At 64.9% G+C, this 25,207-nt stretch carries 21 protein-coding genes and 1 pseudogene; 6 read left to right on the top strand and 16 right to left on the bottom strand.

All coding sequences use genetic code 11. The features are described from left to right. Positions 1-783 (bottom strand): FAD-dependent thymidylate synthase (gene thyX, locus AC1Y2B_RS16345; RefSeq protein ID WP_482254177.1); only part of this gene is annotated, 783 nt, incomplete at its 3' end. Between the two features lie 175 nt (positions 784-958). Here thyX and AC1Y2B_RS16340 point away from each other — a divergent pair. From AC1Y2B_RS16340 to AC1Y2B_RS16330, 3 genes are read left to right on the top strand one after another with little or no spacing between them, the layout of a single operon-like run. Next, complete coding sequence (locus tag AC1Y2B_RS16340) at positions 959-1,834, top strand: hypothetical protein (RefSeq protein WP_482254176.1); 876 nt, start codon at positions 959-961, stop codon at positions 1,832-1,834. A 24-nt stretch (positions 1,835-1,858) separates the two neighbouring features. Next, positions 1,859-3,208, top strand: coding sequence for a tetratricopeptide repeat protein (locus AC1Y2B_RS16335; protein WP_482254175.1), 1,350 nt, complete (start codon positions 1,859-1,861; stop codon positions 3,206-3,208). A gap of 57 nt (positions 3,209-3,265) precedes the next feature. Then, entirely contained in the window at positions 3,266-3,694 is a 429-nt protein-coding gene (locus AC1Y2B_RS16330; RefSeq protein WP_482254174.1) for a VOC family protein, read from the top strand. A gap of 179 nt (positions 3,695-3,873) precedes the next feature. Here AC1Y2B_RS16330 and mraY read toward each other — a convergent pair whose 3' ends face one another. The 8 genes and pseudogenes from mraY to AC1Y2B_RS16290 all read right to left on the bottom strand — a co-directional run bounded on the left by mraY (position 3,874) and on the right by AC1Y2B_RS16290 (position 13,617). Further along, positions 3,874-4,956, bottom strand: a complete 1,083-nt coding sequence (gene mraY / locus AC1Y2B_RS16325; protein WP_482254173.1) for a phospho-N-acetylmuramoyl-pentapeptide-transferase — start codon at positions 4,954-4,956, stop codon at positions 3,874-3,876. Next, a complete protein-coding gene (locus AC1Y2B_RS16320) occupies positions 4,957-6,411 on the bottom strand; it encodes a UDP-N-acetylmuramoyl-tripeptide--D-alanyl-D-alanine ligase (RefSeq protein WP_482254172.1) in 1,455 nt (484 codons plus the stop codon). Beyond that, a complete protein-coding gene (locus AC1Y2B_RS16315; RefSeq protein ID WP_482254171.1) occupies positions 6,408-7,916 on the bottom strand; it encodes a UDP-N-acetylmuramoyl-L-alanyl-D-glutamate--2,6-diaminopimelate ligase in 1,509 nt (502 codons plus the stop codon). Before AC1Y2B_RS16315 ends, AC1Y2B_RS16320 begins: the two co-directional genes overlap by 4 nt. 2 nt (positions 7,917-7,918) lie before the next feature. Next, positions 7,919-9,733 (bottom strand): peptidoglycan D,D-transpeptidase FtsI family protein, encoded by a 1,815-nt coding sequence (locus AC1Y2B_RS16310; RefSeq protein WP_482254170.1) that lies wholly within the window; start codon positions 9,731-9,733, stop codon positions 7,919-7,921. 137 nt (positions 9,734-9,870) lie between these two features. Beyond that, a pseudogene (gene ftsL / locus AC1Y2B_RS16305) lies at positions 9,871-10,176 on the bottom strand (cell division protein FtsL); the annotation flags it as partial. Further along, entirely contained in the window at positions 10,177-11,199 is a 1,023-nt protein-coding gene (gene rsmH / locus AC1Y2B_RS16300) for a 16S rRNA (cytosine(1402)-N(4))-methyltransferase RsmH (protein WP_482254178.1), read from the bottom strand. Between the two features lie 27 nt (positions 11,200-11,226). Beyond that, positions 11,227-11,730 carry a division/cell wall cluster transcriptional repressor MraZ gene (locus AC1Y2B_RS16295; RefSeq protein WP_482254169.1) on the bottom strand — a complete coding sequence of 168 codons (504 nt, stop codon included), beginning with the start codon at positions 11,728-11,730 and terminating at the stop codon, positions 11,227-11,229. Positions 11,731-12,519: 789 nt separating this feature from the next. Further along, a complete protein-coding gene (locus AC1Y2B_RS16290; RefSeq protein ID WP_482254168.1) occupies positions 12,520-13,617 on the bottom strand; it encodes an Mrp/NBP35 family ATP-binding protein in 1,098 nt (365 codons plus the stop codon). 270 nt (positions 13,618-13,887) lie between these two features. On the opposite strand from AC1Y2B_RS16290, the gene AC1Y2B_RS16285 reads away from it, so the two are divergent. After that, the gene (locus AC1Y2B_RS16285; RefSeq protein WP_482254167.1) at positions 13,888-14,103 is read left to right on the top strand and encodes a DUF1127 domain-containing protein; all 216 of its coding nucleotides are present in this window, start codon (positions 13,888-13,890) and stop codon (positions 14,101-14,103) included. 706 nt (positions 14,104-14,809) lie between these two features. Here the strand turns inward: AC1Y2B_RS16285 and scpA are convergent. From scpA to AC1Y2B_RS16255, 6 genes are all read right to left on the bottom strand, one after another. Further along, positions 14,810-16,933: a methylmalonyl-CoA mutase gene (scpA, locus tag AC1Y2B_RS16280; RefSeq protein ID WP_482254166.1), complete on the bottom strand. Its 2,124-nt coding sequence runs from the start codon at positions 16,931-16,933 to the stop codon at positions 14,810-14,812. Between the two features lie 316 nt (positions 16,934-17,249). Then, positions 17,250-19,253 (bottom strand): acetyl-CoA carboxylase biotin carboxylase subunit, encoded by a 2,004-nt coding sequence (locus AC1Y2B_RS16275; protein ID WP_482254165.1) that lies wholly within the window; start codon positions 19,251-19,253, stop codon positions 17,250-17,252. Between the two features lie 141 nt (positions 19,254-19,394). Beyond that, positions 19,395-19,601 (bottom strand): hypothetical protein, encoded by a 207-nt coding sequence (locus AC1Y2B_RS16270; protein WP_482254164.1) that lies wholly within the window; start codon positions 19,599-19,601, stop codon positions 19,395-19,397. 310 nt (positions 19,602-19,911) lie between these two features. Next, complete coding sequence (locus AC1Y2B_RS16265; RefSeq protein ID WP_482254163.1) at positions 19,912-20,322, bottom strand: hypothetical protein; 411 nt, start codon at positions 20,320-20,322, stop codon at positions 19,912-19,914. Positions 20,323-20,357: 35 nt separating this feature from the next. Continuing rightward, positions 20,358-20,753, bottom strand: a complete 396-nt coding sequence (locus tag AC1Y2B_RS16260) for a DUF6497 family protein (RefSeq protein WP_482254162.1) — start codon at positions 20,751-20,753, stop codon at positions 20,358-20,360. Positions 20,754-20,767: 14 nt separating this feature from the next. After that, positions 20,768-22,297, bottom strand: coding sequence for an acyl-CoA carboxylase subunit beta (locus AC1Y2B_RS16255; RefSeq protein WP_482254161.1), 1,530 nt, complete (start codon positions 22,295-22,297; stop codon positions 20,768-20,770). 300 nt (positions 22,298-22,597) lie between these two features. Here AC1Y2B_RS16255 and AC1Y2B_RS16250 point away from each other — a divergent pair, with 300 nt between their 5' ends. Further along, positions 22,598-22,948: a DMT family protein gene (locus tag AC1Y2B_RS16250; RefSeq protein ID WP_482254160.1), complete on the top strand. Its 351-nt coding sequence runs from the start codon at positions 22,598-22,600 to the stop codon at positions 22,946-22,948. Positions 22,949-23,023: 75 nt separating this feature from the next. Further along, positions 23,024-23,458 (top strand): SRPBCC domain-containing protein, encoded by a 435-nt coding sequence (locus tag AC1Y2B_RS16245; protein WP_482254159.1) that lies wholly within the window; start codon positions 23,024-23,026, stop codon positions 23,456-23,458. An 11-nt stretch (positions 23,459-23,469) separates the two neighbouring features. On the opposite strand, the gene betA is transcribed toward AC1Y2B_RS16245, so the two are convergent. Continuing rightward, positions 23,470-25,122, bottom strand: a complete 1,653-nt coding sequence (gene betA, locus AC1Y2B_RS16240) for a choline dehydrogenase (protein ID WP_482254158.1) — start codon at positions 25,120-25,122, stop codon at positions 23,470-23,472. Between the last annotated feature and the right edge of the window lie 85 nt (positions 25,123-25,207).

Here is a 25,207-nt window from a genome sequence, read left to right as displayed (position 1 = left end):
GCCTCCCATCCGGTAGTCTTCGAAGGCGGCGTAGGCCAGGGGGACCCAATCCTTCACCAGGCGGCAGATTTCGTCGGCGTAGACGCGGATTTCGTATTGGGCGTGGCTGTCGGCGCGCAGGCGCAGGAAGTGGAACAGGTTGTGCAGGTCCACCTTCCAGTACCATTGCGTGTAGATGTTCATCGGCAGATTCATCCGGGCGAGTTCGCGGGCGAGACCTTGCTGGCCGTCTTGGGAAAGCATCGCCTCGTAATGGTCATAGGAGGTGGCGGCGTCGCGTTTCAGAAGGTCGAGGACGCGGGCGGCTTCCTCGCCCTGAAGGACCTCGCCGCGGCCCTGGTTGTTGACGGTGGATTGAGCGGCGAGTTGGGCGGGATCGGGGATATAGAACTCCCGGTCGAGGATCGAGTAGCGGGCGGAGTATTCGTTGACGTTGGCGGTGCGGTGGCGGATCCACTGGCGGGCCACGAAGACCGGCAGTTTGACGTGCAGTTTGATCTCGCACATCTCGAACGGGGTGGAGTGCCAGTGCCGCATCAGGTAGCGGATCAGGCCCTCGTCATTCTGCACATGCTTGGTGCCGGCGCCGTAGCTGACGCGGGCGGCCTGCACGATGGCGCTGTCATCGCCCATGTAGTCGATGACGCGGACCAGACCGTGGTCGAGCACCTGATTGGCCTTGTAGAGATGCGCCTCCATCCCCTCCGAGACGGCGCGCAGGGTCAGGCGGGGGGTCTGCCTTGCGGCCTCGATTTCGGCGATCTGGTCGGGGGTAAGCGGCATGGCAGGCCTTTCTGGCAAGAGGTGGGGACAGAATAGCGGGGCGCCGGGGCCAAGGCCAGTGGTGCGGCGCTGCATCAGGCGCGCTGCGGAATTTTCTCGAAAGAGCGCGGTATTTGCGCTTTCGCGCCGATTTGGGCAAACTGGCGGCAAAATCAAAAGAAGCATGTGAGGCATTATGTCGGCAGTTCGAATTTCCCTGATGGCGTTGCTGGTGCTGGCCGGCTGTGGTGGCAGCCCGTTTGCGGGGGGTGGCGGTGGCGGCGGGGTCACGCAGGTGACGGTGCCGGCGGCGGTGAAGGTGAACATGAAGGCGGCCACCTACACGCCGGGGCAGCCGACGATCCAGATCAACATGACCTCGCAGGATGCCAATGCGCTGTCGGCGAGTTACGTGCGCAATGCGAGTTTCGATGTCGGCGGCTATCAGGCCTATACCTATCAGGAATCCTCGTCGAACCGCTATGTGGTGGCGCTGGTCAAGGAGACCGGCAGCGTCAAGGGGCTGGTGGCGGTGGAGGGCGGGCAGTTCGCCAATTATCACGCGGGCGGCGATTTCGTGCGTGCCGATGTGTTCACCCTGCCCGCCTCGGGGCTTGGGCCGAAGTATACCTATTCGGGCAGCTATGTGGGGATGATGAACATCGGGGTTCCGGTGTCCGGGCCGGGCGGCGATCTGGACCCGACGCGGGCGTACCGCACCACCGGGCGCGCGCTGATCACGGCGGATTTCACCGAAATGTCGGTGTCAGGCGGCGTGGACGGGCGTGCGATCATCGACACGCTGTCGCCGTCGGCGGGGATCGTGGACCCGGCGCTGGACACGATCGCGTTGAACGAGACGGGTGTGACTTCGTCCGGGACCTTCGCGGGCAAGGTCAAGATCGGGGCCGCCGATGTGGGCGATTATGCCGGGCTCTTTGCCGGGCTGGATGCTGCGCAGGTGGCGGCGCTGCTGGTGTTCCAACCGTACAAGACCAATCCCCTGATCAAGGAGCATGGCCTGATCGTGCTGGACAATTGCGCCAGCGCCGGGGGTCCGGCGTGTCCGTGAGGCCGGGCCGGGCCTGAGGCCGCGATGCGCCCCGGGCTTTCATGCGTGCTGCTGGCCGCCGGGCTGATGGCGCCTTGGGCGGCCGCAGCCAAGCCTGAGCCGCAGGTTTCGCTGACGGTAACGGCCGAGGCCGGGCGGGCGATGGCGCGGCAGGCCCTGCAGATCGGTCAGGCCGATCTGGCGGTGCGGATTGCCCGGCAGTTGCTGGCGGCGGATCCGAGGGATGCGGGCTCCATGATGCTGCTGACGGCGGGGCTGACCCGGACCGGGCAAGCGGCGGAAGCGGTGCAGACCGGGCGCGCGGCCTTTGCGCTGTCGACCACGGTGGCCGGGCATTTCGAGGCGGCCTATCTGACGGCGGCGGCCCTGTCGGCGGCGGACCGGCCCTATCGGGCGAAGGTCTGGCTGCGGCGGGCCGACAATTTCAGCGGCACAGCGGAGGAGCGCGATCTGCTGAAAGGCGCCTTCGGGCAGCTGGAGGAGCGCACGCCGCTGACGCTGCACATCTCGGTCGGGGGGGGGCCTACGGACAATGTGAACGGCGGCAGTCTGCATGATTCCTTTGATTTCTTCGGGATCCCGTTGCCGATTGCGCAGGCCCTGCCCGGCACCACGCTGACCTTTGCGCCAGAGCTGTCCTATCGGCTGGTGGCGGGGCCGAGGCTGGCGGCGTCGGTCTATGGGCTGGGGATGCAGCGCATGGTCTGGCTGTCGCCGCGCGCGCATCTGCTGCAGCCGGGCGCGCGCAATGCCGATTATCTCTATGACAGTCTGGATCTTGGCACCTCGATCGGCTGGGCGGGGGCGGCCGGGGTGTCGTATAATCTGGACCTGCGGGCCGGAGAGACTTGGGTTGGTGGGGCACGGCAGTCTGACCATCAGCGGCTGGTGTTTGGCCTGAGCCGGGTGCTGTCGGACAGCTGGGGCGCGCATCTGGATCTGACGGCGGAGCAGACGACCTATCCCGCCACCCCCGCCGCCGATGCGCTGCGGCTGGCGGCAGAGGGCTCGATCCGGCAGGCCTTGGCGGGGGGCAGCCTGCGCTATGACCTGGGCCTGACGCAGGTTGCGGCCGAGGGCGCGGGGGTGGCCTACCGCGCCGTGTCGGTCGGGGTGGAGTGGGATCCCGGCCAGGACTTTCACGGCCTGTCGCTGAGCCTGTTTGGCAAGGCCGAGGTGCGGCATTACTGGAAGACGCCGCAGCTGGACCCTGATGTGCTGGCGCAAGCCGGGGTGACGGCGCAGTTTGCCAGACTGTCGCGCTTTGGCTTTGCGCCGGAACTGACGCTGAGCGCGTCACGCTCGATTTCGCAGGTTGTGGTGCGCGACACGGCGGATGTCGGGCTGACGATCGGGCTGAGTTCGGCCTTCTGACGGCTGGTCATTGCGGGGCGACCTGCTAGGGTGGCGGCCAAAATCAGGAGGAACCCCATGACTGTCCGCTATCTGCACACCATGGTCCGCGTGCTGGACCTTGAAAAATCCATCGCCTTCTACAAGCTGCTTGGGCTGGAAGAGCTGCGCCGCTACACCAACGAGAAGGGCCGCTTCACGCTGGTGTTTCTGGCCCCTCCGGGTCAGCCCGAAGCGCCGGTGGAATTGACCTACAACTGGGACGGCGACACCGGCCTGCCGTCTGACAGCCGGCATTTCGGCCATCTGGCTTACGAGTTCGACAACATCTACGAGATCTGCGCCAAGCTGCAGGCCGCCGGCGTGCTGATCAACCGCCCACCGCGCGACGGCCACATGGCCTTCGTGCGCAGCCCTGACAATGTCTCGATCGAGATCCTGCAGAAGGGCGAGAGCCTGGCCCCGCAGGAACCCTGGGCCAGCATGGGCAATACCGGGCACTGGTAAGCCCCCTCCCCCGCCGGGGTCACGATTTTTCATACGAAAAATCAAGGGCCTCCGGCGGGAGTATTTGGGCAAGGCGCAAATGCGGAGCGGATCGGCGGCTCTTTCATTCTTGCCCAAATATCCCACGGGGGTCCGGGGATGTGAAACCCCCGGCGCTTGGGCAGGGTGCGGCCTTTGGCCTAGCGCACCTTCAGCGTGGCTAGTCCCAGCATGGCGAGGATCAGCGAGATGATCCAGAAGCGGATCACGATCTGCGGTTCGGCCCAGCCGCGTTTCTCGAAGTGGTGGTGGATGGGCGCCATCAGGAAGATGCGTTTCTTGGTGCGCTTGTAATAGGCGACCTGGATGATGACCGACAGCGCCTCGACCACGAACAACCCGCCGACCACGGCGAGGACGATCTCGTGCTTGATGCAGACGGCGATGGCGCCGAGGGCGCCGCCGAGGGCGAGGGAGCCGGTGTCGCCCATGAAGACCGCCGCCGGGGGGGCGTTGTACCACAAGAAGCCCAGGCCCGCGCCGAAGAGGGCGGAGGTGAAGATCAGGATCTCACCGGTGCCATAGACATAGTGGACGCCGAGGTACTCGGCGAAGTTGAAGTTGCCCACGACGTAGGAAATCACGCCCAGCGTTGCGGCGGCGATCATCACCGGCATGATGGCCAGACCGTCCAGACCGTCGGTCAGGTTCACGGCATTGGCCGAGCCCACGATGACGAACATCCCGAAGGGGATGAAGAAATAGCCCAGGTTCAGAAGCGCGTTCTTGAAGACCGGCAGGGCCAGCTCGTTGCTGAGCGCGGGCGGGTGGAAGCGCGCTGCGGCATAGGTGGCGAGGGCAGCGATGATCAGCCCGGCCAGCATGCGGATGCGGCCCGAGACGCCCTTGGTGTTCTGCTTGGTCACCTTGGCGAAGTCGTCGGCAAAGCCGATCAGGCCAAAGCCCAAGGTGACCAGAAGCACGATCCAGACATAGGGATTGTCAAGCCGGGCCCAGAGCACGGTCGAGAAGACCAGCGCTGACAGGATCAACAATCCGCCCATCGTCGGCGTGCCGGCCTTGGCGAGGTGGCTTTGGGGACCATCCTCGCGGATCGGCTGGCCCTTGCCTTGCTTGCGACGCAACAGGTTGATCAGCGGCTGACCGAACAGGAAGCCGAAGATCAGGGCCGTCAGGAAGGCGCAACCGGCGCGGAAGGTTATATACTTGAAAAGGTTAAAGATTCCGCCACCTTCAGCGAATTGCGTCATCCAGAAAAGCATTCATTCCCCTCCAAACACTTGGGATGCGACGGATTGGCCTAATTTCTTCAGGCCGTCAACGAGGAGCGAGACTTTTATGCCTTTGGAGCCTTTCACCAGCACCACATCGCCGGCATCCACCAGCGCGCGGACGCGGGGCAGCAGGTCTTTCGCTTCGGCCACCCAATGACCGCGCTGGCCATTGGGCAGAAGCGCGTAAAGCGCCTTCATGCGGGGGCCGACGCAGTGGATGGTGGTGATCTTGTCCAGCCCCGGATGCGCGGCTATGGCGCGGTGCAGGGCGTCTTCGGTCGGGCCCAGTTCCAGCATGTCGCCAAGGATGGCGATGCGGCGGCCGGTGGCGATGCGGCCGGGGCCGTCTTGCGGCTGGGCGGCGATCAGCACATCCAGCGCTGCGGCCATCGAGGTGGGATTGGCGTTGAAGGCGTCGTCGAACAGATCAAAGCCCTGACCGTCGATTGCATCGAGGATGACGCGTTCTTTCATGCCGCGGCCTTGCGGCGGCGTCCAGCGGCCAAGGTCGGTGGCCGAGATCACCGGGTCAAGGCCAAGGGCCTCGGCCACGGCGAGCGCGGCCAGACCGTTGGTGGCGAAGTGACGGCCGGGCGAGAGGACCTTGAACAGGAAGGGATGCCCCTCGTGTTCGGCGCGCGCGATGGTGGCGTTGTCGTGCAGGGTGGCGGAGGTCAGGTGGTAGTTCGCCGTTCGGCTGGTGCCGAAGGTCACGACATGGGCATGGTGGCTGCGGGCGAGGTCGATCAACAGCGATGAGGTGTCAAGGTCGGCGGGCAGGACGGCGGTGCCTTCGGGCTCCAGCCCGTCGAAGATCGCGGCCTTTTCGCGGGCGATGCCTTCCAGGCTGTCGAAGGCCTCCAGATGCGCGGGGGCGATGATGGTGATCAGGGCGACATGGGGCCGGGCAAGGCGCGAGAGGGGGGCGATTTCGCCGGGGTGGTTCATGCCGATCTCGATCACCGCGAAGTCGGCGTCCGGGGCCATGCGCGCCAGCGTCAGGGGCACGCCCCAGTGGTTGTTATAGCTGGCCTCGGCGGCGTGGACGCTGCCTTGACCGGACAGGATGGCGCGCAGCATTTCCTTGGTGGAGGTCTTGCCGACCGAACCTGTGACACCCACGACCCTGGCCTTGGCGCGGGCCCGGCCGGCGGCGCCAAGTTTGGTCAGGGCCTGCAGCACATCCTCGACGATCAGCAGCGGGGCCTGGGGCGACAGGCCTGCCGGGATATGGGAGACAAGGGCGGCCGCGGCACCTTTGGACAGGGCGGAGGCCACGAAGTCGTGGCCGTCGCGGATGTCTTTCAGGGCGACGAACAGGTCACCGGGCTGGATCGTGCGGGTGTCGATTGACACGCCGGTGGCGGACCATTGGGTGGTGGCGGTGCCGCCGGTGGCGGCGGCGGCGTCGGCCGCCGTCCAGAGCGGTTGGGGTTGGGTCATATCACACCGTCCAGAGCGGCCACTGCGATGCTGGCCTGTTCCACATCGTCGAAGGGATAGATGTCGCCCTTGATCACCTGACCCGTCTCGTGCCCCTTGCCGGCAATCAGCAGGGCATCGCCCGGGCCGAGGGCATCGACCCCGCGCAGGATGGCTTCGGCGCGGTCGCCGACCTCGGTTGCGTCGGGACAGGCTTGCAATATTGCTGCACGGATCAGGGCGGGATCCTCGCTTCGGGGGTTGTCGTCTGTCACAAAAAGAACATCGGCGTTGTCGCGGGCGGCTTGGCCCATCAGGGGGCGCTTGGTGCGGTCCCGGTCGCCCCCTGCCCCGAAGACGATGACGATGCGGCCCATGACATGGGGGCGCAACGCCTTGAGCGCGGTGGCGATGGCGTCGGGCGTGTGGGCGTAATCGACGAACACCGAAGCGCCGTTCTGGCGGGTCGCGGCCCGTTGCATGCGGCCACGCACGCCGGTCAGGTGGGGAAGGGCGGCAAAGACATCGCCCGGCGCCTCGCCTGCGGCGATGGTCAGGGCGGCGGCGAGGGTGACATTCTCGGCCTGAAAGCCACCGATCAGGTTGAGGCGGACTTGATGGATGACACCTTTGAAGGACAGGCGCAGGTCTTGGCCGGTGGCGTCGAAGCGTTGCGCGAGGATGCGCAGGTCAGCCTGTTCGCCATGGCCGACGGTGATCAGGCCCTGGCCCTTGCGGCGGGCGATGGCGGCGAGGGCCTCGCCCTTGGGGTCGTTGAGATTGATGACGGCGGTGCCCTCGGGCGGCAGAAGGCGGGTGAAAAGACCGGCCTTGGCGTCGAAATAGGCCTCGAAGGTCTTGTGGTAATCGAGGTGGTCTTGGGTGAAGTTGGTGAAGCCTGCGGCTTTCAGCTTCACGCCGTCCATGCGGCGCTGGTCAAGGCCGTGGCTGGAGGCCTCCATCGCGGCGTGGGTGACACCGGCTTCGGCGGCTTGCGCCAGCATTCGGTGCAGGGTGATCGGGTCCGGCGTGGTGTGCGCCGAGGGGGCGGCCCAGGCCCCTTCGACCCCGGTGGTGCCGATGTTGATGGCGGCGTGGCCAAGGTGCATCCAGATCTGGCGGCAGAAGGTGGCGGTCGAGGTCTTGCCGTTGGTGCCGGTCACGGCGACCATGGTCGCCGGCTGCGCGCCGAACCAGAGGGCTGCGGCGCGGGCCAGCGCCTCCCTCGGGTCTTCGGCGACGACGAGGGCCACGGGTGCCCCTTCGAGCGCCCCTTGCGCGAGGCTGGCGCCGAGGGCATCCGTGAGGATGGCCGAGGCGCCAGCGGCCATGGCGGTGGGAATGTAACTGGCGCCGTGGGTGGCGCTGCCGGGAAGGGCTGCGAACACAAAACCGTCGCGCACCGCGCGGCTGTCGGCGGTGAGGCCGGTGATCACAGGATCACGGCCCGCCCTTGCGGACAGGCCGAGGTGGGACAGTTTCTTGGCGCCGGCAGGATTGGGGGCGGCGGGATTGGGGGCGGACATGGCTACTCCTGCGCCACCGGGTCTTTGACCGGGGCGTTGATGGCGGCGGCGGCGGTCAGGCCGGTGCCGTCGAGTTGCGGGCGCAGGCCAACCAGCGGGCCGATGCGGCGGATGATCTCGCCGGCCACGGGCACGGCCGTGTAGCCGGCGGTGCGGCGCGGCTTCAGACCCGCGGTTTCCACCGGTTCATCCAGTGTCACCACCAGCACATATTTCGGGTCGCTGGCCGGGAAGACCGAGGCGAAGGTGTTGATGACCTTTTCATGGTCATAGCCGCCGCCCTTCTTGGGCTTCTCGGCCGTGCCGGTCTTGCCGGCCACTTCATAGCCCGGAACGTCGGCGAAGGTTGCCGTGCCATCGGTCACCACGCGGCGCATCATCATCACGCAGGCCTTGGCGGTCGCCTCGGTCACGATGCGGGGGCCGGGGGTGTGGGCGTCAGAATGGATCAGCGTCGGCGTCACCTTCAGCCCGCCATTGGCGATGGTGGAATAGGCGGCGGCGAGGTTCAACAGGCTGGTGGACACGCCATGGCCATAAGAGGCGGTGACGGTGACGATGCCGGACCAGTTCTTGGGCACCAGCGCGCGGGCCGAGGGGGCCTCGAACAGTTCGATCTGCGGCGGGTCCAGAAGGCCCATGGTCTTGAGGAACGCCTCTTGCCGCGCGCCGCCGATCATCAGGCCGATATGGGCCGCCCCGATGTTGGAGGAGACCGCGATCACATCGGACACGGTCTTGGTCGGGCCGTAGTTGTGGCCATCAAACTCGTTGATGCGGAAGCCGTCGTAGATGAAGGGTTGGGCGGTGTCGATCAGCGTGTCGGGGGTGATCAGGCCAAGGTCCATGGCTTGGGCCACGGCGAAGATCTTGAAGGTGGAGCCGAGTTCATAGACCCCCTGCACCGCCCGGTTGAACAGGGGGTTGTCCGAGGGATCCACCGCGGGCGACAGGGCCGGACGGTCATTGGGGTCGAAGTTGGGCAGGCTGGCCAGCGCCAGAACCTCGCCGGTGTGGACATCCATCAGGATCGCGGCGGCGCCCTTGGCTTGCAGCGTGTGCATGCCGGTGGCCAGAACCTCTTCGACATTGGCCTGCAGGGTCAGGTCGATCGACAGTGTCAGCGGGGTGGCGGATTGGGCCGGGTCGCGCAGGCGGGTGTCGAGGTCTTTTTCGATGCCGGCGGTGCCGATCACCTCGGCGCTGTCGACGCCTTCGGCGCCGAAGGCCGCCCCGCCAAGCACATGGGAAGCGAGGTTGCCATTGGGGTAAAGCCGCATCTCGCGCGGGCCGAAGTACAGGCCGGGGTCGCCGATTTCATGGACCTTCTGCATCTGCTCGGGCGAGAGCACCTTGCGCACCCACAGGAAGCTGCGACCGTCGGTGAAGCGGCGCTCCAGCGCCTTGGCATCCAGTTCGGGGAAGATCGCGGCCAGTTCGGTGGCGGCGTGGACCGGGTCCACCATGTCGGCAGGCTGGGCATACAGCGAATGGGTCAGCATGTTGGTGGCCAGAATGCGGCCGTTGCGGTCCAGAATGTCAGAGCGTTGCGCCGTGATTTCCGACCCACCCGCTGCGGCGCGGGGCTCGGTGGGTTCAGAGGCGGCCAGCGTGCCCATCCGGGCCCCGATCACGCTGAAGGCGATGAAGAAGCCGATGGCAAGGATCATCAGCCGGCGTTCCGCCCGCGCCCGCGATGCGTCGCGCATCTCTTCGTGGCGCAGCGCCAGGTTTTCCCGTTCGATCACATCCGGGTTTTCGCCCTTGGCGCGGGCGTCAAGAATGCGGGCCAACGGGCGGAGCGGGGTGCGGATCATGGGATTTGCTCTGCATCAGAGGCGGGTTTGGCTGGCGCGGTCGGGGTCGCTTGCGCCGGGGATTGGGCAACCTTGGCCGGGCCGTTTTGGGCGGTGACATCGGGGGAGGCCTGCACGCCCGAGGTGTCCACCGTGCCCTTGATGACAAGGGCGGGCGGCGGCGGCATGGCGACCTGGTCGGCGCTGCCCAGTTGCAGCGGTTCGATCGGCATCAGGCCCAGACGGTCGAAGTTCATCGAGGCGAGGTCGCGCAGGCGGTCCGGGCGGTTGAGGTAAGCCCATTCGGCCTTCTGCATGGCGATTTCATCCCGGAGGGCCGCGATTTCGTCCTGCACGGCGGCCATCTGCTTCAACTGGTGCTGTGTCGCATAGTTTTCCCGGTAGGCCCAGAAGGCCAGCCCCAGAACCGCGATGAACGACAGAAGGTACAGCACCGGACGCATTCAGCTTCTTCCCTTGGAGGTGTTGGCCTTCCGGGCGTTGGGCTTGGGCGCCAAGGGCACGTCGATGTCCTCCATCGCGATGGCCTTGGCGGGGGCCGTGGTTCGGCGCGCCACGCGCAGCTTGGCCGAGCGCGCGCGGGGGTTGGCCTCAAGCTCGGCTGCGTCCGCCTCTATCGCGCGTTTGTTGACCAGCGTGAAGCGGGCGGTGACATCCGCCCGGGCCGGGGCATAGCGGTTGGTGTTGGCTTCCGCGCCCGAGGCCAGCTGGAAGAAGCGCTTGACGATGCGGTCTTCCAGGCTGTGGAAGCTGACAACCGCCAGCAGCCCGCCGGGCTTCAGCGCCCGTTCGGCGGCGGCAAGGCCTTGGGCGAGTTCGGTGAATTCGGCGTTGACCGCGATGCGCAGGGCTTGGAAGCTGCGGGTGGCGGGGTGGCTTTGGCCGGGTTTGGGGCGCGGCAGGCAGCGGGCGACCACTTCGGCCAGTTGCAGGGTGGTCTCGAAGGGGGCCTTGGCGCGGGCCTCGACAATCGTGCGGGCGATGCGGCGCGAGGCGCGTTCTTCGCCGTAGTGGTACAGGATGTCGGCGATTTCGCCTTCCGAGCCCTTGTTGACGATGTCGGCGGCAGAGGGGCCCTGCTGGCTCATCCGCATGTCCAGTGGGCCGTCCTTCTGGAAGGAAAAGCCGCGTTCGGGCTGGTCAATCTGCATGGAGGAGATGCCAAGGTCCAGCACGACGCCATCCAGCGGTTCACCGGCCAGCGTGTCAAGGTCGGAGAAGGTGCCTTCGATCAACTGCAGCCGGTCGCCATATTGGCCGGCCCAGGGGGCGGCCATCTGGTGGGCCAGAGGATCGCGGTCGATGCCGATGACCTTGGCGGCCCCCGCCTCCAACAGGCCACGGGCATAGCCGCCCGCGCCGAAGGTGCCGTCAAGCCAGACACCGCTGACCGGGGCGACCGTCTCAAGTATGGGGCGCAAGAGGACAGGAATATGGGCCGATCTGTCGTCAACGCGATCGGGCAGCGGATCGCTTGTCTGCACTTCGTCCCCCTAGGTGGTCGTCTTGAACAAGGACAACGGGTCAGCCCCGCGCAAGAGCTTGGCTTCCAGCGCCTCGATCTCGGCCTTGCGTTTGGCACGGTAGGTGTCGGCGCGCCAGATGCGGAACGAGTGTCGGGCGCCGATAAAGGCCAATTCGACCTCTTCCTTCGGCAGGCCCAGCTTCTCGCGCACCTGCGGCGGCGGGCTGAAGCGGCCATCCTTGTCGGTTTCCACCGAGATGGATTGTTCCACGAAAATTGCGTTGGCCAGATCGTATTCGTCGGTGCCAAGCGGGATTTGCGCCATGCGGCGGTCCAGATCGGCGGCCCCCGCCCGGGTGTAGCCCTCGACATACTGACGGTCCGAACCGCCATAGACCAGAAGCATCTGAAACCCGGCACCGGCTTCGGGATTGTCAGCTTGATCAAAGACATGCCGGAAGGGCGCGGGCAGCATCACGCGGCCCTTGGCATCTACCTTGAGGTAGTGTTCGCCCCTGAACGTCTCGATCACCACGGCGCGGCGCGCCTCCCTTAAGTCTTGATCCCACTTTGGATCTGGGCAAAAACCACTGGCAGGGTGTAGAAATGAAATCGGCGGACCCTGCTGCTGCCACTGCCGGGTCCGCCGCCTGTCCCATCGCTGGGTGTCCTGCTTCGTGCGCCGTCTTGGGGGAGACGTCTGCTCGCGCCACGCGCCGGATTCGATTGTCTTCTGGGAGGGGGAAGCCTGTATGAACCTGCCTCTGGCTCTTTATGTTTTGGGCTTGTCGTCTGCCCGCTTCAGTACTGCCCGTCTCTTGAGCCATGTATGCCCGGGAGATCCCCCCATTTCAAGGGAATTTTCGGGAAACCGCCCCACTTGTTGATCCAAGGGGGCGCCGAGGCCAAGATCTGGGGGCGCAAAACGCCACCTGTGGTGGATGCGCGAAACCTTTACGCTATATTTAGCGAACAGCTTTGTCGGCAAGCGTGGCTTAAATGTCGCACAATTGCCGGGCGCGGCGCCACCTGTTCTGGGATTTTCCACAAAGTGGGGGCATTTCCCGGCCAAATCTGGCCGAGGGAGGCCGAATCACCTGCGCGTGATCCCGGCGCGAGCCGGATGTGACGGCAGCCCGCCGGGCGTCGAGGCGGCCCAAGGCGCGGTGGGACGGTTTCCCGCCCGACAGCCCGAGTCTTGGCCCCGTCCTTTGCAGACAGGGGCTCCGGAGGGTCCGGGAGGCCGCAAAGGCCTCTCGGCGCAGGGGGTGCGGGGGGCGGCGCCGCCCCCCGCCTGCCCCGGTGGGACGGTTTCCCGGCCTCAGCCCATGCCGCCGTCGATCAGCCGCCGTGCCAGCCGCAGATAGGGCTCGGCCAGCGGGCTGTCGGTCGCTGCAATCGGCGTGCCGGCGTCGCCAGCGATGCGGACCTCAAGGTTCAGCGGCAGCTCGCCCAGGAAGGGCAGGTTCAGCTTCAGCGCCTCTGCCGCCACGCCGCCGTGGCCGAAGATATGCGCCTCGTGGCCGCAGTTCGGGCAGATATAGGTCGACATGTTCTCGATCAGGCCCAGAACCGGCACCTTCAGCTTGTCAAACATGTCAAGCGCCTTGCGGGCATCCAGCAGCGCCACGTCCTGCGGGGTGGACACGACGATGGCGCCGGTCAGGTGGGTGCGCTGCGCCAGCGTCAGTTGCACATCGCCGGTTCCCGGTGGCAGGTCGATGACCAGCACATCCAGCCGCCCCCAGGCGACCTGGTTGATCAGCTGTTGCAAGGCCCCCATCAGCATCGGGCCGCGCCAGATCACCGCCTCGTCTTCCTTCAGCATGAGGCCGATCGACATCATGGTGACGCCATGCGCCTGCAAAGGTTCGATCGTCTTGCCGTCGGGTGAGGCCGGGCGTTTCGATACGCCCATCATGCGCGGCTGGCTGGGGCCGTAGATATCGGCGTCCAGAAGGCCGACCCGCCTGCCCTGCCGCGCCAGCGCCACCGCGAGGTTGGAGGCGACGGTGGATTTGCCCACCCCGCCCTTGCCCGAGGCCACGGCGATGATGCGGTCCACGCCCGTCACCCGTGCCGGGCCGCCCTGATGCGGTGCGGCATGGCCGCCGATCTTCAGCGACGGCGGCTCTGCCCCCGGGGCGGGACGCGGCGCGGGTTTGGCAGCGGGACCATGCGCGGTCATCACCGCTTGCACCGAGGTCACGCCGGGCAAGGCTTTCAGCGCCGATTCGGCCGCCTGATGCGCTGCCGCAAGGGCCCGGGCCTGTTCCGGCGACGGCGCTTCGATCACGAAACGCACAACACCGCTCTCGATCGTTAGCGCACGAATCAAATCGTCACTCACCAAAGTCCCGCCGGTTGGCGTGGAAATCTTCGCCAGCTGCGCTATGACTATGTCGCGGGTCAGGGTCATGTGTTTCTCCTGTGCTCAAGGCTTTGGCAGCGTGTTCCGCTTTCGGGCAAAGGGCAAGGCTCTGTTGACCAAATGCTCAAAAATTCAGCGAGTATGTTGAAAATTATGAAAATTTTGTAAGGCCCAGCCATGCACTTGCTGCATGGCGGCATTGAAGGATGGGTGGATTGTGCAGGTGCAGCAATTGCCTCATGTTTGCCCTAACAGCGACGGACCTGACGGAACGACGACAGGTAAGACCGGCGCCAAGGACAAAATGTGAGGCTTGTGATGGCATATGTGAATTCTTCCCGCTCGGCTCAGGTGAGCTTTTATGATCGTTTCGCCGCTGTGGTGAAAGTGGTCGGCGACCTGATCGAACGCCGCCGCGTCTACAATCAGACGCTGTTTGAACTGAACCACCTGTCTGACCGTGATCTGTCCGATCTGGGTCTGAGCCGGTCGACCATTGCGCAAGTGGCCAAAGAGGCTGCGTACAACGTTTAATCTTGGCCCTGACCTGCAATCCTCCTCCCTGCAGGTCTTTGGTTAAGTGCGGCGACACTGTCCTCCTCCCTGGTGTCGTCGCTTTTCTACACGGTCCTGAACAGGACAGACTTCGCTGACCCTCTCCTCCTCCCATGGGTCACCGGACCGGCGGCAACTTCGACCTCCTCCCCGAGGTTGCCGCCACAAAATTTCGCTGGATCCCGATCTCCTCCCCGGGTGATGGCAAAAGCGGCGGCGTCCCGTCTCCTCCCCGGGCACCGTCGCGTCTTTTCGAAGCGCGGCATGTGATCAGCGCTTCAACGGTGTACGTGGGCCCTTTCCTCCTCCCTCGGGCCCCCGGACCAGCGGCAACCTCGACCTCCTCCCCGAGGTTGCCGCACCCTTATTCGGGACCTCTGGTCCCAGAGATAGCCCGCGCCCAATCTCCTCCCTGGGCCAGGTGATTGCGGCGACACCCTCCTCCTCCCGGTGTCGTCGCGGAATTCGGGGCTTTGGCCCCAACGATGTACGCGGGCCCTCTCCTCCTCCCTCGGGCTCTCGGACCAGCGGCAGCCTCAACCTCCTCCCTGAGGCTGCCGCACTCCGGAATTGAAAAGGCCCGCCTTCATGGCGGGCCTTTTGCTTTCGGCTGGCGGCTGGGGGTTTCACACCCCCAGACCCCCGTGGAGTATTTCCAAAGGAGCAATTGGGGGGTGCGGGGGGATCAGCGTCCGGCGCGGATCAGGGCGAGGATATCGGCGGCGGCTTTGGGGATGTTGGTGCCGGGGCCGAAGATGGCTTTGACGCCTTTGGATTTCAGGAAGTCGTAGTCCTGCGCCGGGATGACGCCGCCGCAGATGACGAGGATGTCGTTTGCGCCCTTGGCTGCCAGCGCCTCGATCAGTTTGGGGGCGAGGGTCATGTGGCCAGCGGCTTGGGAGGAGATGCCGATGACATGGACGTCGTTGTCGATGGCGTCTTGCGCGGCTTCCTCGGGCGTTTGGAACAGCGGGCCCATGTCGACGTCAAAGCCCATGTCGGCGAAGGCGGTGGCGATGACCTTGGCGCCACGGTCGTGGCCGTCTTGTCCCATCTTGACGACCAGCATGCGGGGGCGGCGGCCTTCTTCCTGTTCGAAGGCCTTGATGTCTGCCTGGATCGCCTCGAAGCCTTGGTCGCCGTCATAGGCTGCGCCGTAGACGCCGGCGAGGGTTTTGACTTCCGCGCGGTGGCGGCCGAAGACGTTTTCCATGGCGGTGGAGATTTCCCCAACGGTGGCGCGGGCGCGGGCGGCGGTGACGGCATGTTCAAGGAGGTTGCCATTGGAGCGAGCGGCTTGTTCCAAGGCCGCAAGGGCGGCTTGGGCTGCGGCTTCGTTGCGGGCGGCGCGGGTGGCGTGCAGGCGGGCAATCTGGCTATCGCGGACGGCGATGTTGTCGATACTAAGGATGTCGACGGGGTGGTCGGTTTCGGGCTGGTATTTGTTGACGCCGACGATGACGTCGGTGCCGCGGTCGATCAGGGCCTGACGGCGGGCGGCGGAGTCTTCGATGCGGAGTTTGGGCATACCCGAGGCCACGGCTTTGGTCATGCCGCCGAGGGATTCGACCTCCTCGATCAGTTTCCACGCCTCTTCGGCCAGTTGGGCGGTGAGGGTTTCAACGTAGTAGCTGCCGGCGAGGGGGTCGGCGACATGGGTGATGCCGGTTTCTTCTTGCAGGATCAGCTGGGTGTTGCGGGCGATTCTGGCGGAGGCTTCGGTGGGCAGCGCCATCGCTTCGTCAAAGGAGTTGGTGTGGAGGGATTGGGTGCCGCCGAGGACGGCAGACATGGCCTCGTAAGCGGTGCGGATGACGTTGTTGTAGGGGTCCTTTTCTTGGAGGCTGACGCCGGAGGTCTGGCAGTGGGTGCGCAGCATCAAGCTCTCGGGCTTTTTCGCGCCGAAGTCGGACATGATGCGGTGCCATAGGAGGCGCGCGGCACGGAGTTTGGCGGCCTCCATGAAGAAGTTCATGCCGATGGCGAAGAAGAAAGACAGGCGGGGGGCGAAATCGTCGACGTTCATGCCGCGTGCGAGGGCTGTGCGGACATATTCGCGGCCGTCGGCGAGGGTGAAGCCGAGTTCCTGGACGAGGTTCGCGCCGGCTTCCTGCATGTGGTAGCCGGAGATCGAGATGGAGTTGAACTTCGGCATCTCGCGCGCGGTGTAGTCGATGATATCGGCCACGATGCGCATCGAGGGCTCGGGCGGGTAGATGTAGGTGTTGCGCACCATGAATTCTTTGAGGATGTCGTTCTGGATGGTGCCAGAGAGCGCCTTGCGCGGGACGCCCTGTTCTTCGCCTGCCACGATGAAGGAGGCGAGGATCGGGATCACCGCGCCGTTCATCGTCATGGAAACGCTGACTTTGTCGAGCGGGATGCCGTCGAACAGGATCTTCATGTCCTCGACCGAGTCGATGGCGACGCCGGCTTTGCCGACATCACCGATGACGCGGGGGTGGTCGGAATCGTAGCCGCGGTGCGTGGCGAGGTCGAAGGCGACCGAGACGCCCTGTTGGCCTGCGGCGAGGGCCTTGCGGTAGAAGTCGTTGGAGGCCTCGGCCGTCGAGAAGCCGGCATATTGGCGGATCGTCCAGGGACGGCCGGCGTACATCGTGGCGCGCACGCCGCGGGTGAAAGGTTGCAGCCCGGGAAAGCCGCCCATGTGGGGCAGGTTGGCGGTGTCTTCAGCGGTGTAGAGCGGCTTGACAGGGATACCCTCCAGCGTCGCCCAGGTGAGCGTGTCGGGCGATTTGCCCTTGAGGTCCTTGGTGGCGAGGGCTTCCCAGTCGGCGCGGGTGGTCATGGTTTTGTCCTTTTGGCGAGCGGAGAGCCGGGGGTTTCACACCCCCGGACCCCCGTGGGATATTTGGGCCTAGATGAAGTTGTCAGGCGAGGTTACTTCAAAGTCGCCAGAACCCGACGAAGTTCCGCGAGCCCCTCGGAACCGAACTGGATTGACTGACTTGTCTTCCCCGGAACTTGTCGACCTGCTGTCCCATATGTGTCGATTTGAAGAATGGTTTCTCCATTCACTTCAAACACATGATACGTGGCCTCGACCTCAGCGTGCTGGGTAGGCCGGTGTGCGTCACGCAAATTAAGTTGGTCGATCCGTGCCATTATGCGAACTCCATTATGATGTCGTCGACTTTCAGGCTCGCCCCGGCTTGGGCCTTGATCTTCTTGACGGTGCCGGCGCGGGTGGCCTTGAGGATGTTTTCCATCTTCATCGCCTCCACTGTGGCGAGGGTCTGGCCTTCCTGCACCTCGTCGCCCTCTTCGACGGCGAGTTTGACCAGAAGGCCCGGCATCGGGCAGAGGAGGTATTTCGAAGTATCCGGCGGCGCCTTTTCCAGCATGTGCAGCGCCAGTTCGGCGGCGCGGGGGGTGCGGACGAGGACTTTCAGGTCAGCGCCGCGCAGGCGGAGGCGGAAGCCCATCGGGATTTTGGCGACCTTCATGACGAGGGGGTGACCGTCGACTGTCAGCCGGACGAGGGCTTGGCCGGGCTGCCAGTCGGAGGTGACGCGGAGCGGGGGGCCGTCTTCGAAGGCAATGGTGGAGCCTTCGTGGTCGGCGGCGATGGTCAGGGGGATTTGTTCGCCCTGGATGTTGACGACCCACTGGTCGCCGACCTTGCGCTTGTGGTTGTCCATCGTGCCAGAGATGCGGGTGCGGCGGATTTCGGCGACGCGGTTCATGGCGGCGGCGCTGGCTGCGACGCGGCGGATCAGGTCGGCGTCGAGCGTCGCGCCCTTGAAGCCGTCGGGATATTCTTCGGCGATGAAGGCGGTGGTGATGTTGCCGGAGGTGAAGCGGGGGTGGTCCATGACGGCGGCGACGAAGGGCAGGTTGTGGCCGATGCCTTCAACCTCGAACGTGTCCAGCGCCAAACGCATTTCCTCGATGGCGGCGGAGCGGGTCGGGCCCCAGGTGCAGAGTTTGGCGATCATGGGGTCGTAGAACATCGAAATTTCGCCGCCTTCGAAGACGCCGGTGTCATTGCGGACGATGCCGCCGCGGTCTGTGGCGCCCTCGACGGGCGGGCGGTAGCGGGTCAGGCGACCGATGGAGGGGAGGAACTTGCGGTAGGGGTCTTCGGCATACAGGCGGCTTTCCATCGCCCAGCCGTGGATCTTGATGTCGGATTGGGCGAAGGGCAAAGGCTCGCCGTTGGCGACGCGGATCATTTGCTCGACGAGGTCGATGCCAGTGATCAGTTCGGTGACCGGATGTTCGACCTGCAGGCGGGTGTTCATTTCGAGGAAGTAGAAGTTGCGGTTGCCGTCGACGATGAATTCCACGGTGCCGGCGGAGGTATAGCCGACCGCGCGGGCCAGAGCGCAGGCCTGTTCGCCCATCGCTTTGCGGGTGGCGGCGTCGAGGAAGGGTGAGGGGGCCTCTTCGATAACCTTCTGGTTGCGGCGCTGGATCGAGCATTCGCGCTCGTTCAGGTAGAGGACATTGCCGTGCTGATCGGCGAGGACCTGAATTTCGATGTGGCGGGGTTGGGTGACGAACTTCTCGATGAAGATGCGGTCGTCACCGAAGGAGGCGGCGGCCTCGTTCTTGGAGGATTGGAAGCCTTCGCGGGCTTCTGCCGCGTCCCATGCGATGCGCATGCCCTTGCCGCCGCCGCCAGCGGAGGCCTTGATCATCACGGGGTAGCCGATTTCGCCGGAGATTTTCACGGCCTCATCTGCGTCGGCGATGATGCCCATGTAGCCGGGGACGGTGGAGACGCCTGCGGCTTGGGCGATCTTCTTCGAGGTGATCTTGTCGCCCATCTGTTCGATGGCCGAGGACGGCGGGCCGATGAAGACGACGCCCTCGGCCTCCAACGCCGCGGCAAATGCGCGGTTTTCGGACAGGAAGCCATAGCCGGGGTGGACGGCCTGGGCGCCGGTCGCGCGGACGGCCTCCATGATCTTGTCGATCACGATATAGCTTTGGGCGGCGGGGGACGGCCCGATGTGGTAAGCCTCATCCGCCATCTTGACGTGCAGGGCGTTGCGATCCGCGTCGGAATAGACGGCCACGGTTTTGATGCCCATCTTGCGGGCGGATTTGATCACCCGGCAGGCGATCTCGCCGCGGTTGGCGATCAGGATTTTGGTGAACATGGCGTCTTCCCCCGAGTGGCTTGCCTTGGTGCGCGTCCCTCTGCCGGGGCTGGCGCAAACGAAAAGGCCACCCGGGACGGCGCCCGGATGGCCTTGAACGAGATGGTCCGGCCGCGCGGCAGGCGCGACCGGGTCAGATGATCAGTGGCAATAGCCCTGGTCGCCAGCGATGGCACCGCCAACCCCGCCGACCACGGCGCTTTGCGCCACATCGTTATGCGTGACAGCGCCAAGGACACCGCCGGCCAGCGCGCCCATTGCGGTGCAGTTGGCGTTGACGCCGCTTTCCATGCAGCCCGAAACGGCAAGCGTGGCGAGAAGGGCCAAAGCGGCAAAGGATTTGTACATGTTGAACTGCCTCGTGTTGGTTTTCTTATTCCAACAGAATCGGATGTTTTCACCCGGTTGGCAAAGACTGAATTTTGCCATGGGCAAGGTTCCGCACATGCCCTGCGCAAAAGAGGCCCGACCCATGACGGATCGGGCCCAAGATGAAGGGAAGGGTAACAGTCTTGACGAAGGGGGGCAGCAGAACTGCGATCCGCCACCCTGCGGTGAAGGTGGGCCTTCTGCGCCTGCCTTTCAAATGGCAAAACGACGCGGCGCAGGGGCTGCGCTGCTTTCTGCCAAAATGCCAAGGGCTTGCGCGGAACCATGCCTATTCGTCCGCATCCCCGGACCAGTCCCCGTCGGCATCGTTGCCAAGGACATTCGCGGCACCTTCGGCGAAAACCTCGGGGAAAGCGGCGCGGGCGCGGGCGACGTCGATCTTCAGCATCGCATCATAGGAGGCCGGGTTGAACGGGTCCTCGGCCGGCACGACTTCGCGGCCGAACAGCCACGACAGCCGGCCGGCATCAAGATTGCCGCGCTCAAACGGTTCATCGCCGAAATATTGCCAGAGGGCGGCCATGAAGCCTTCGTCCGCCCGTTTGTCGGCAGTCTTGCGGTCGCGGAAGCGCTCGCGCTTGGTCAGTTTGGTGGCGCCGTCCTTCATGTTGGCGCGGCGGATGACGAATTGGAAATCGGTGCCCGGAAGACGTCCGGGGAAGCCGCGATGCTTCAGCATGTGCGGGCCTTTCTGGTGGTGACCGTGTGGGGCATTCAGTACATCTCCCATTGGCATTTGCCATGATCGATGCTGTACGAGTTGAAGAACTGCGTCGCCTCGGGGTGATCCTCGCCAAAGGGCACGTTCATGTCGGACATCGAGATGATGATCTCCGCCGGTTGCGGGCCGTTCTTGGGAAGCCGGGGCAACGCGTAGGTGTTGCAAAGCCAGTCCATATCAGTCGCCGCGGTGTCGCCGTCAATGGTGCCGCCGTCGCGGGCGATGGATGGCGCCAGAAATCGGTAGCGGATCGCAAGACCGTCACTGCCGGGGATGTTGGAGACCGCCTCGATCAGCGTGACCTTCTGCCCGGAGGGCACGGTCAGGCTGTCCTCTGCCCACAGGGGCAGAGGCAGGATCAGGCCAAGAAGGGCAAGCCAGCGCAGCATCGGGACCTTCGGCATCACAGCGGGATATTGTCGTGCTTCTTCCACGGATTGGCGAGTTTCTTGCCCCGGAGCGAGGCAAATGCCCGCGCCACGCGCTTGCGGGTCGCATGGGGGGTGATCACCTCGTCGATGAAGCCCTTCTCGGCGGCCACGAAGGGGTTGGCAAAACGGGCCTCGTAGTCCTTGACCCGGGCCGCGATCTTGTCCTTGTCACCCAGTTCCGACCGATACAGGATCTCGACCGCGCCCTTGGCCCCCATCACGGCGATTTCCGCCGTGGGCCAGGCATAGTTGAAATCGCCGCGCAGATGCTTGGAGGCCATCACGTCGTAAGCCCCGCCGTAGGCCTTGCGGGTGATGACGGTCACCTTGGGCACCGTCGCCTCGCCGTAAGCGAACAGCAGTTTTGCGCCGTGCTTGATGACGCCGCCCAGTTCCTGCGCCACACCCGGCAGGAAGCCCGGCACGTCGACCAAGGTCAGGATCGGAATTTCAAAGGCATCGCAGAACCGCACGAAGCGCGCGGCCTTGCGCGAGGCGTCGATGTCAAGGCATCCGGCCAGCACCATCGGCTGGTTGGCCACCACGCCGACCGACTGGCCTTCGATGCGGATGAAGCCGGTGATGATGTTGCCGGCGTACTCCTTCTGGATCTCGAAGAAATCGCCCTCGTCGGCGATCTTCAGGATCAGTTCCTTCATGTCATAGGGCTGGTTCGGGTTGTCCGGGATCAGCGTGTCAAGACTGGCCTCCAGCCGGGCCGGATCGTCGAAGAAGGGCCGCACCGGTGCCTTCTGACGGTTGTTCAAGGGCAGGAAGTCGATCAGCCGCCGGGTTTCCGCCAGCGTCTCGATGTCATTTTCATAGGCACCGTCGGCGACCGAAGATTTCCGGGTATGGGTCGAAGCGCCGCCCAGTTCCTCGGCTGTTACCACCTCGTTCGTCACGGTCTTGACCACGTCCGGGCCGGTGACAAACATGTAGGAACTGTCGCGGACCATGAAGATGAAGTCGGTCATCGCCGGGCTGTAGACCGCCCCGCCCGCGCAGGGCCCCATGATCAGGCTGATCTGCGGCACCACGCCCGAGGCCATGATGTTGCGCTGGAACACTTCGGCATACCCGGCCAGCGAGGCCACACCTTCCTGAATCCGCGCCCCGCCGGAATCATTGATCCCGATCACAGGAGCGCCATTCTGGATGGCCATGTCCATGATCTTGCAGATCTTCTTGGCATGCGTCTCTGACAAGGATCCGCCGAACACCGTGAAATCCTGGCTGAAGACATAGATCATCCTGCCGTTGACCGTACCCCAGCCGGTGACAACGCCATCGCCTGCCGGCCGGTCGGTCTCCATGCCGAAATCGGTGCAGCGGTGGGCCACGAACATGTCGAACTCTTCGAACGAGCCTTCGTCCAGCAGCAATTCCACCCGCTCGCGTGCCGTCAGCTTGCCCTTGCCGTGCTGCGCCTCCACCCGCCGCAGTCCACCGCCCGCCCGAGCCGCTTCCCGACGCGTCTCAAGTTCCTGCAGAACATCCATGGGTTCCGCCCCTCCCCGATCAATCAGCCTGTTCGCCAGACTCTGTTCGCGCAACATAGATGTGCCGCGCCGCAGCGGAAAGCAAAATTGTTGCGCAGGGCCGCGACAACCTGCCACGACGGTATGCCATGGGATTCCGCCCCATTCTGACCCAATTCTACGCCGCCCTCCCGAATTCACCCGGCCCAAATATCCCGGGGGTCCGGGGGCTGGCCCCCGGCCGGGGCCGCCGCGCGCCCCCCCCCCTGCCCTTTCGCGCCGCCTTCAGCTATGACTTGCCAAGCTTCGAAAGGATCGCCCATGTTCGCTTTGCCGGTTCCCGTCGTCACCATCGGCCTTCTGATTGGCTCGAATGTCTTCATGACCTTCGCCTGGTATGGCCATCTGCGCTTCAAGGGCACAGCGCTGGTCACGGTGATCTTGGTCAGCTGGGGCATCGCCCTGTTTGAATACATGCTGCAAGTCCCCGCCAACCGGATCGGCAGCGATTATTTCAACGCGGCCCAGCTGAAAAGCATTCAAGAGATCATCACGTTGGTGGTCTTCGCCGTCTTTTCCACCTTCTACCTGAAGGAACCGATCACCTGGAGCCAGGCGGTGGGATTTGCCTTCATCGCCCTGGGCGGCTTCTTCATCTTCCACAAATGGTAAGCCCGCACGGGCCACAGGCTTGCGCGCCCGAAAGCCCTTGGCTAACACGGGTTATTGAACAGTGCGGAGCGCGCAATGATATTGGACGGAATGATCCAGACGAAATGCCCTCCGGAGGCGGTGGTGCAGTTGCTTCTGTCACCGCCCGCCCTGCGCGATCTGTTGCCGGCCGGGTGCGAGGTCGGCGAACGGACGGGCGATACGGTGCCCTTTGTGATCCGGCGCAAGGTCGGGCCGATCAACCTGAGCATGGCGGGCACTTTGAGCGTCAAGATCAACCCGGCGGGTGACGGCGATGATCTGGTCATTCAGGCGGCGCATATGGTGGCGGGACGGTTCAAGGTCACCCTGCTGCTGCGGCCCAGCAACCGGGCCGGTCAGCCCGGCAGCCTGTCGTGGATCGGCCAACTGGAAAGCCACGGCCTCGCCGCGCGTCTGATCGAGGATCGGGCGGCGCGCGTCCGCTCGACCATCCGCAACATGTTCAACAATCTGGCCGAGCAGGCCTGAACCGCAGCGCCTCAGCGCTGCGAGGTGCGCCAGTTCGGGTTGATCCACGGTTCCTGATTGGAGCGCGCCAGCATGCCCTTGCCAAGGATGTGATCGGCCGCCTTTTCTCCGGTCATGATCGAGGGACCGTTGAGGTTGCCATTGGTCACCTGCGGGAAGATCGAGCTGTCCACCACGCGCAGCCCCTCCACCCCGATCACCCGCAATTCCGGGTCGACCACCGCCATCGGATCGTCTCGCCGGCCCATCCGCGACGTGCCGCAGGGGTGATAGGCGCTTTCGACATGGGCGCGGATGAAGTCGTTCAGGTCGTCATCCGATTGCACCGCAGCACCCGGCTGGATCTCGGATTTCACGTAGCGGGCCAGCGGAGCCTGTTCAAAGATCTCGCGGGTCAGGCGGATCGCGGTGCGGAAATCCTCCCAATCGGAGTCTTGCGACATGTAGTTGAACAGGATCTTCGGCGGCGCCAAGGGATCGGCAGAGCGTAGCGTGACCGCACCGCGTGATCTTGACCGCATCGGCCCGGTGTGGACCTGAAAGCCGTGGCCATGGGCGCTGGCCTTGCCGTCATAGCGCACGGCGATGGGCAGGAAGTGGTACTGGATGTCGGGATATTCGATCCCGGCTTTCGAGCGGATGAAGCCGCAGCTTTCGAACTGGTTTGACGCGCCGAGCCCCTTGCCGGTCAGCATCCACTGCGCCCCGATCAAGGCCTTTCCCCAGATGTTCCAGTATTTGTAAAGGGTTATCGGCTCGCTTGCCGCGAATTGCAGGTAAAGTTCCAGATGGTCCTGAAGGTTCGCCCCCACGCCGGGACGGTCTGCCACGACGGCTATCCCCATCTCGGCTAAATGGGCCGCCGGACCGATGCCAGAGTGCATCAGGATCTTCGGCGTGTTGATGGTCGAGGCCGCCACGATGACCTCCCGCGCGGCCCGGATCACCTCGACCTTGTCGCCCCGGCTGACTTCGACCCCAACCGCCCGACCGTTTTCGATCATGACCTTGCGGGCAAGGGCCCGATAGACCGCGACATTGCCCTTCTTCATCGCCGGTTTCAGGTAGGCATTGGCTGCCGACCAGCGCCGGCCCTTCCAGATTGTCGCCTCCATCGGGCCGAAGCCTTCCTGCGCTTGCCCATTGTAATCTTGTGTGACGTGGTAGCCCGCCGCCTTGCCAGAGGCGATGAAGGCGTCAAACAACGGGTTGTCGCGCGGGCCGCGCGTGATGTGCAGCGGGCCGTTCGTGCCGCGGAAATCAGAGGGCGTTTCATCGCCGTGCCAATGTTCCATGCGCTTGAAATAGGGCAGCACATCGGCATAGGACCAGCCCTGCGCCCCCATCGCCTCCCAAGTGTCGAAATCGCGGGCGTGACCGCGCACATAGACCATGCCGTTGATGCTGGAGGACCCGCCGATCACCCGGCCCCGCGGGGTCGCCAGAACCCGGCCACCCAGATGCGGTTCGGGTTCGGAATGAAAGCCCCAGTCATAGCGCGCCATGTTCATGGGATAGGACAAGGCGGCAGGCATCTGGATGAAGGGCCCTGCATCGGTGCCGCCCGCCTCGATCACCAGAACCCGGTGACCCGCCTCGCCCAAACGGTACGCCAAAGCCGACCCGGCCGAGCCTGACCCGATGATCACATAATCCGCCTGCATCCTGTTTCATGCCTTTCGGCACGCCTCTCTTCCGTTCCGGGGCCACGCAGCCCCCCCTGCTCAAGACCCCGCAAGGTCTTGCCGA

The sequence above is a fragment of the Stagnihabitans sp. genome (assembly GCF_964946895.1).
The sequence above is the reverse complement of the archived record's forward strand: the minus strand, read 5'-3'. Positions and strand labels throughout refer to the sequence as shown.

Excerpts from the sequence above, each read along its gene's own strand:
- AC1Y2B_RS16270 (WP_482254164.1), bottom strand. The coding sequence starts at position 19,601 with ATGTACAAATCCTTTGCCGCTTTGGCCCTTCTCGCCACGCTTGCCGTT.
- AC1Y2B_RS16285 (WP_482254167.1), top strand. The coding sequence starts at position 13,888 with ATGGCATATGTGAATTCTTCCCGCTCGGCTCAGGTGAGCTTTTATGAT.
- AC1Y2B_RS16275 (WP_482254165.1), bottom strand. The coding sequence starts at position 19,253 with ATGTTCACCAAAATCCTGATCGCCAACCGCGGCGAGATCGCCTGCCGG.
- betA (WP_482254158.1), bottom strand. The coding sequence starts at position 25,122 with ATGCAGGCGGATTATGTGATCATCGGGTCAGGCTCGGCCGGGTCGGCT.
- mraY (WP_482254173.1), bottom strand. The coding sequence starts at position 4,956 with ATGCTTTTCTGGATGACGCAATTCGCTGAAGGTGGCGGAATCTTTAAC.
- AC1Y2B_RS16245 (WP_482254159.1), top strand. The coding sequence starts at position 23,024 with ATGATATTGGACGGAATGATCCAGACGAAATGCCCTCCGGAGGCGGTG.
- AC1Y2B_RS16255 (WP_482254161.1), bottom strand. The coding sequence starts at position 22,297 with ATGGATGTTCTGCAGGAACTTGAGACGCGTCGGGAAGCGGCTCGGGCG.
- AC1Y2B_RS16335 (WP_482254175.1), top strand. The coding sequence starts at position 1,859 with ATGCGCCCCGGGCTTTCATGCGTGCTGCTGGCCGCCGGGCTGATGGCG.
- AC1Y2B_RS16320 (WP_482254172.1), bottom strand. The coding sequence starts at position 6,411 with ATGACCCAACCCCAACCGCTCTGGACGGCGGCCGACGCCGCCGCCGCC.
- AC1Y2B_RS16290 (WP_482254168.1), bottom strand. The coding sequence starts at position 13,617 with ATGACCCTGACCCGCGACATAGTCATAGCGCAGCTGGCGAAGATTTCC.
- AC1Y2B_RS16250 (WP_482254160.1), top strand. The coding sequence starts at position 22,598 with ATGTTCGCTTTGCCGGTTCCCGTCGTCACCATCGGCCTTCTGATTGGC.
- AC1Y2B_RS16265 (WP_482254163.1), bottom strand. The coding sequence starts at position 20,322 with ATGCTGAAGCATCGCGGCTTCCCCGGACGTCTTCCGGGCACCGATTTC.
- AC1Y2B_RS16315 (WP_482254171.1), bottom strand. The coding sequence starts at position 7,916 with ATGTCCGCCCCCAATCCCGCCGCCCCCAATCCTGCCGGCGCCAAGAAA.
- AC1Y2B_RS16330 (WP_482254174.1), top strand. The coding sequence starts at position 3,266 with ATGACTGTCCGCTATCTGCACACCATGGTCCGCGTGCTGGACCTTGAA.
- AC1Y2B_RS16310 (WP_482254170.1), bottom strand. The coding sequence starts at position 9,733 with ATGATCCGCACCCCGCTCCGCCCGTTGGCCCGCATTCTTGACGCCCGC.
- AC1Y2B_RS16340 (WP_482254176.1), top strand. The coding sequence starts at position 959 with ATGTCGGCAGTTCGAATTTCCCTGATGGCGTTGCTGGTGCTGGCCGGC.
- AC1Y2B_RS16260 (WP_482254162.1), bottom strand. The coding sequence starts at position 20,753 with ATGCTGCGCTGGCTTGCCCTTCTTGGCCTGATCCTGCCTCTGCCCCTG.
- scpA (WP_482254166.1), bottom strand. The coding sequence starts at position 16,933 with ATGACCACCCGCGCCGACTGGGAAGCCCTCGCCACCAAGGACCTCAAG.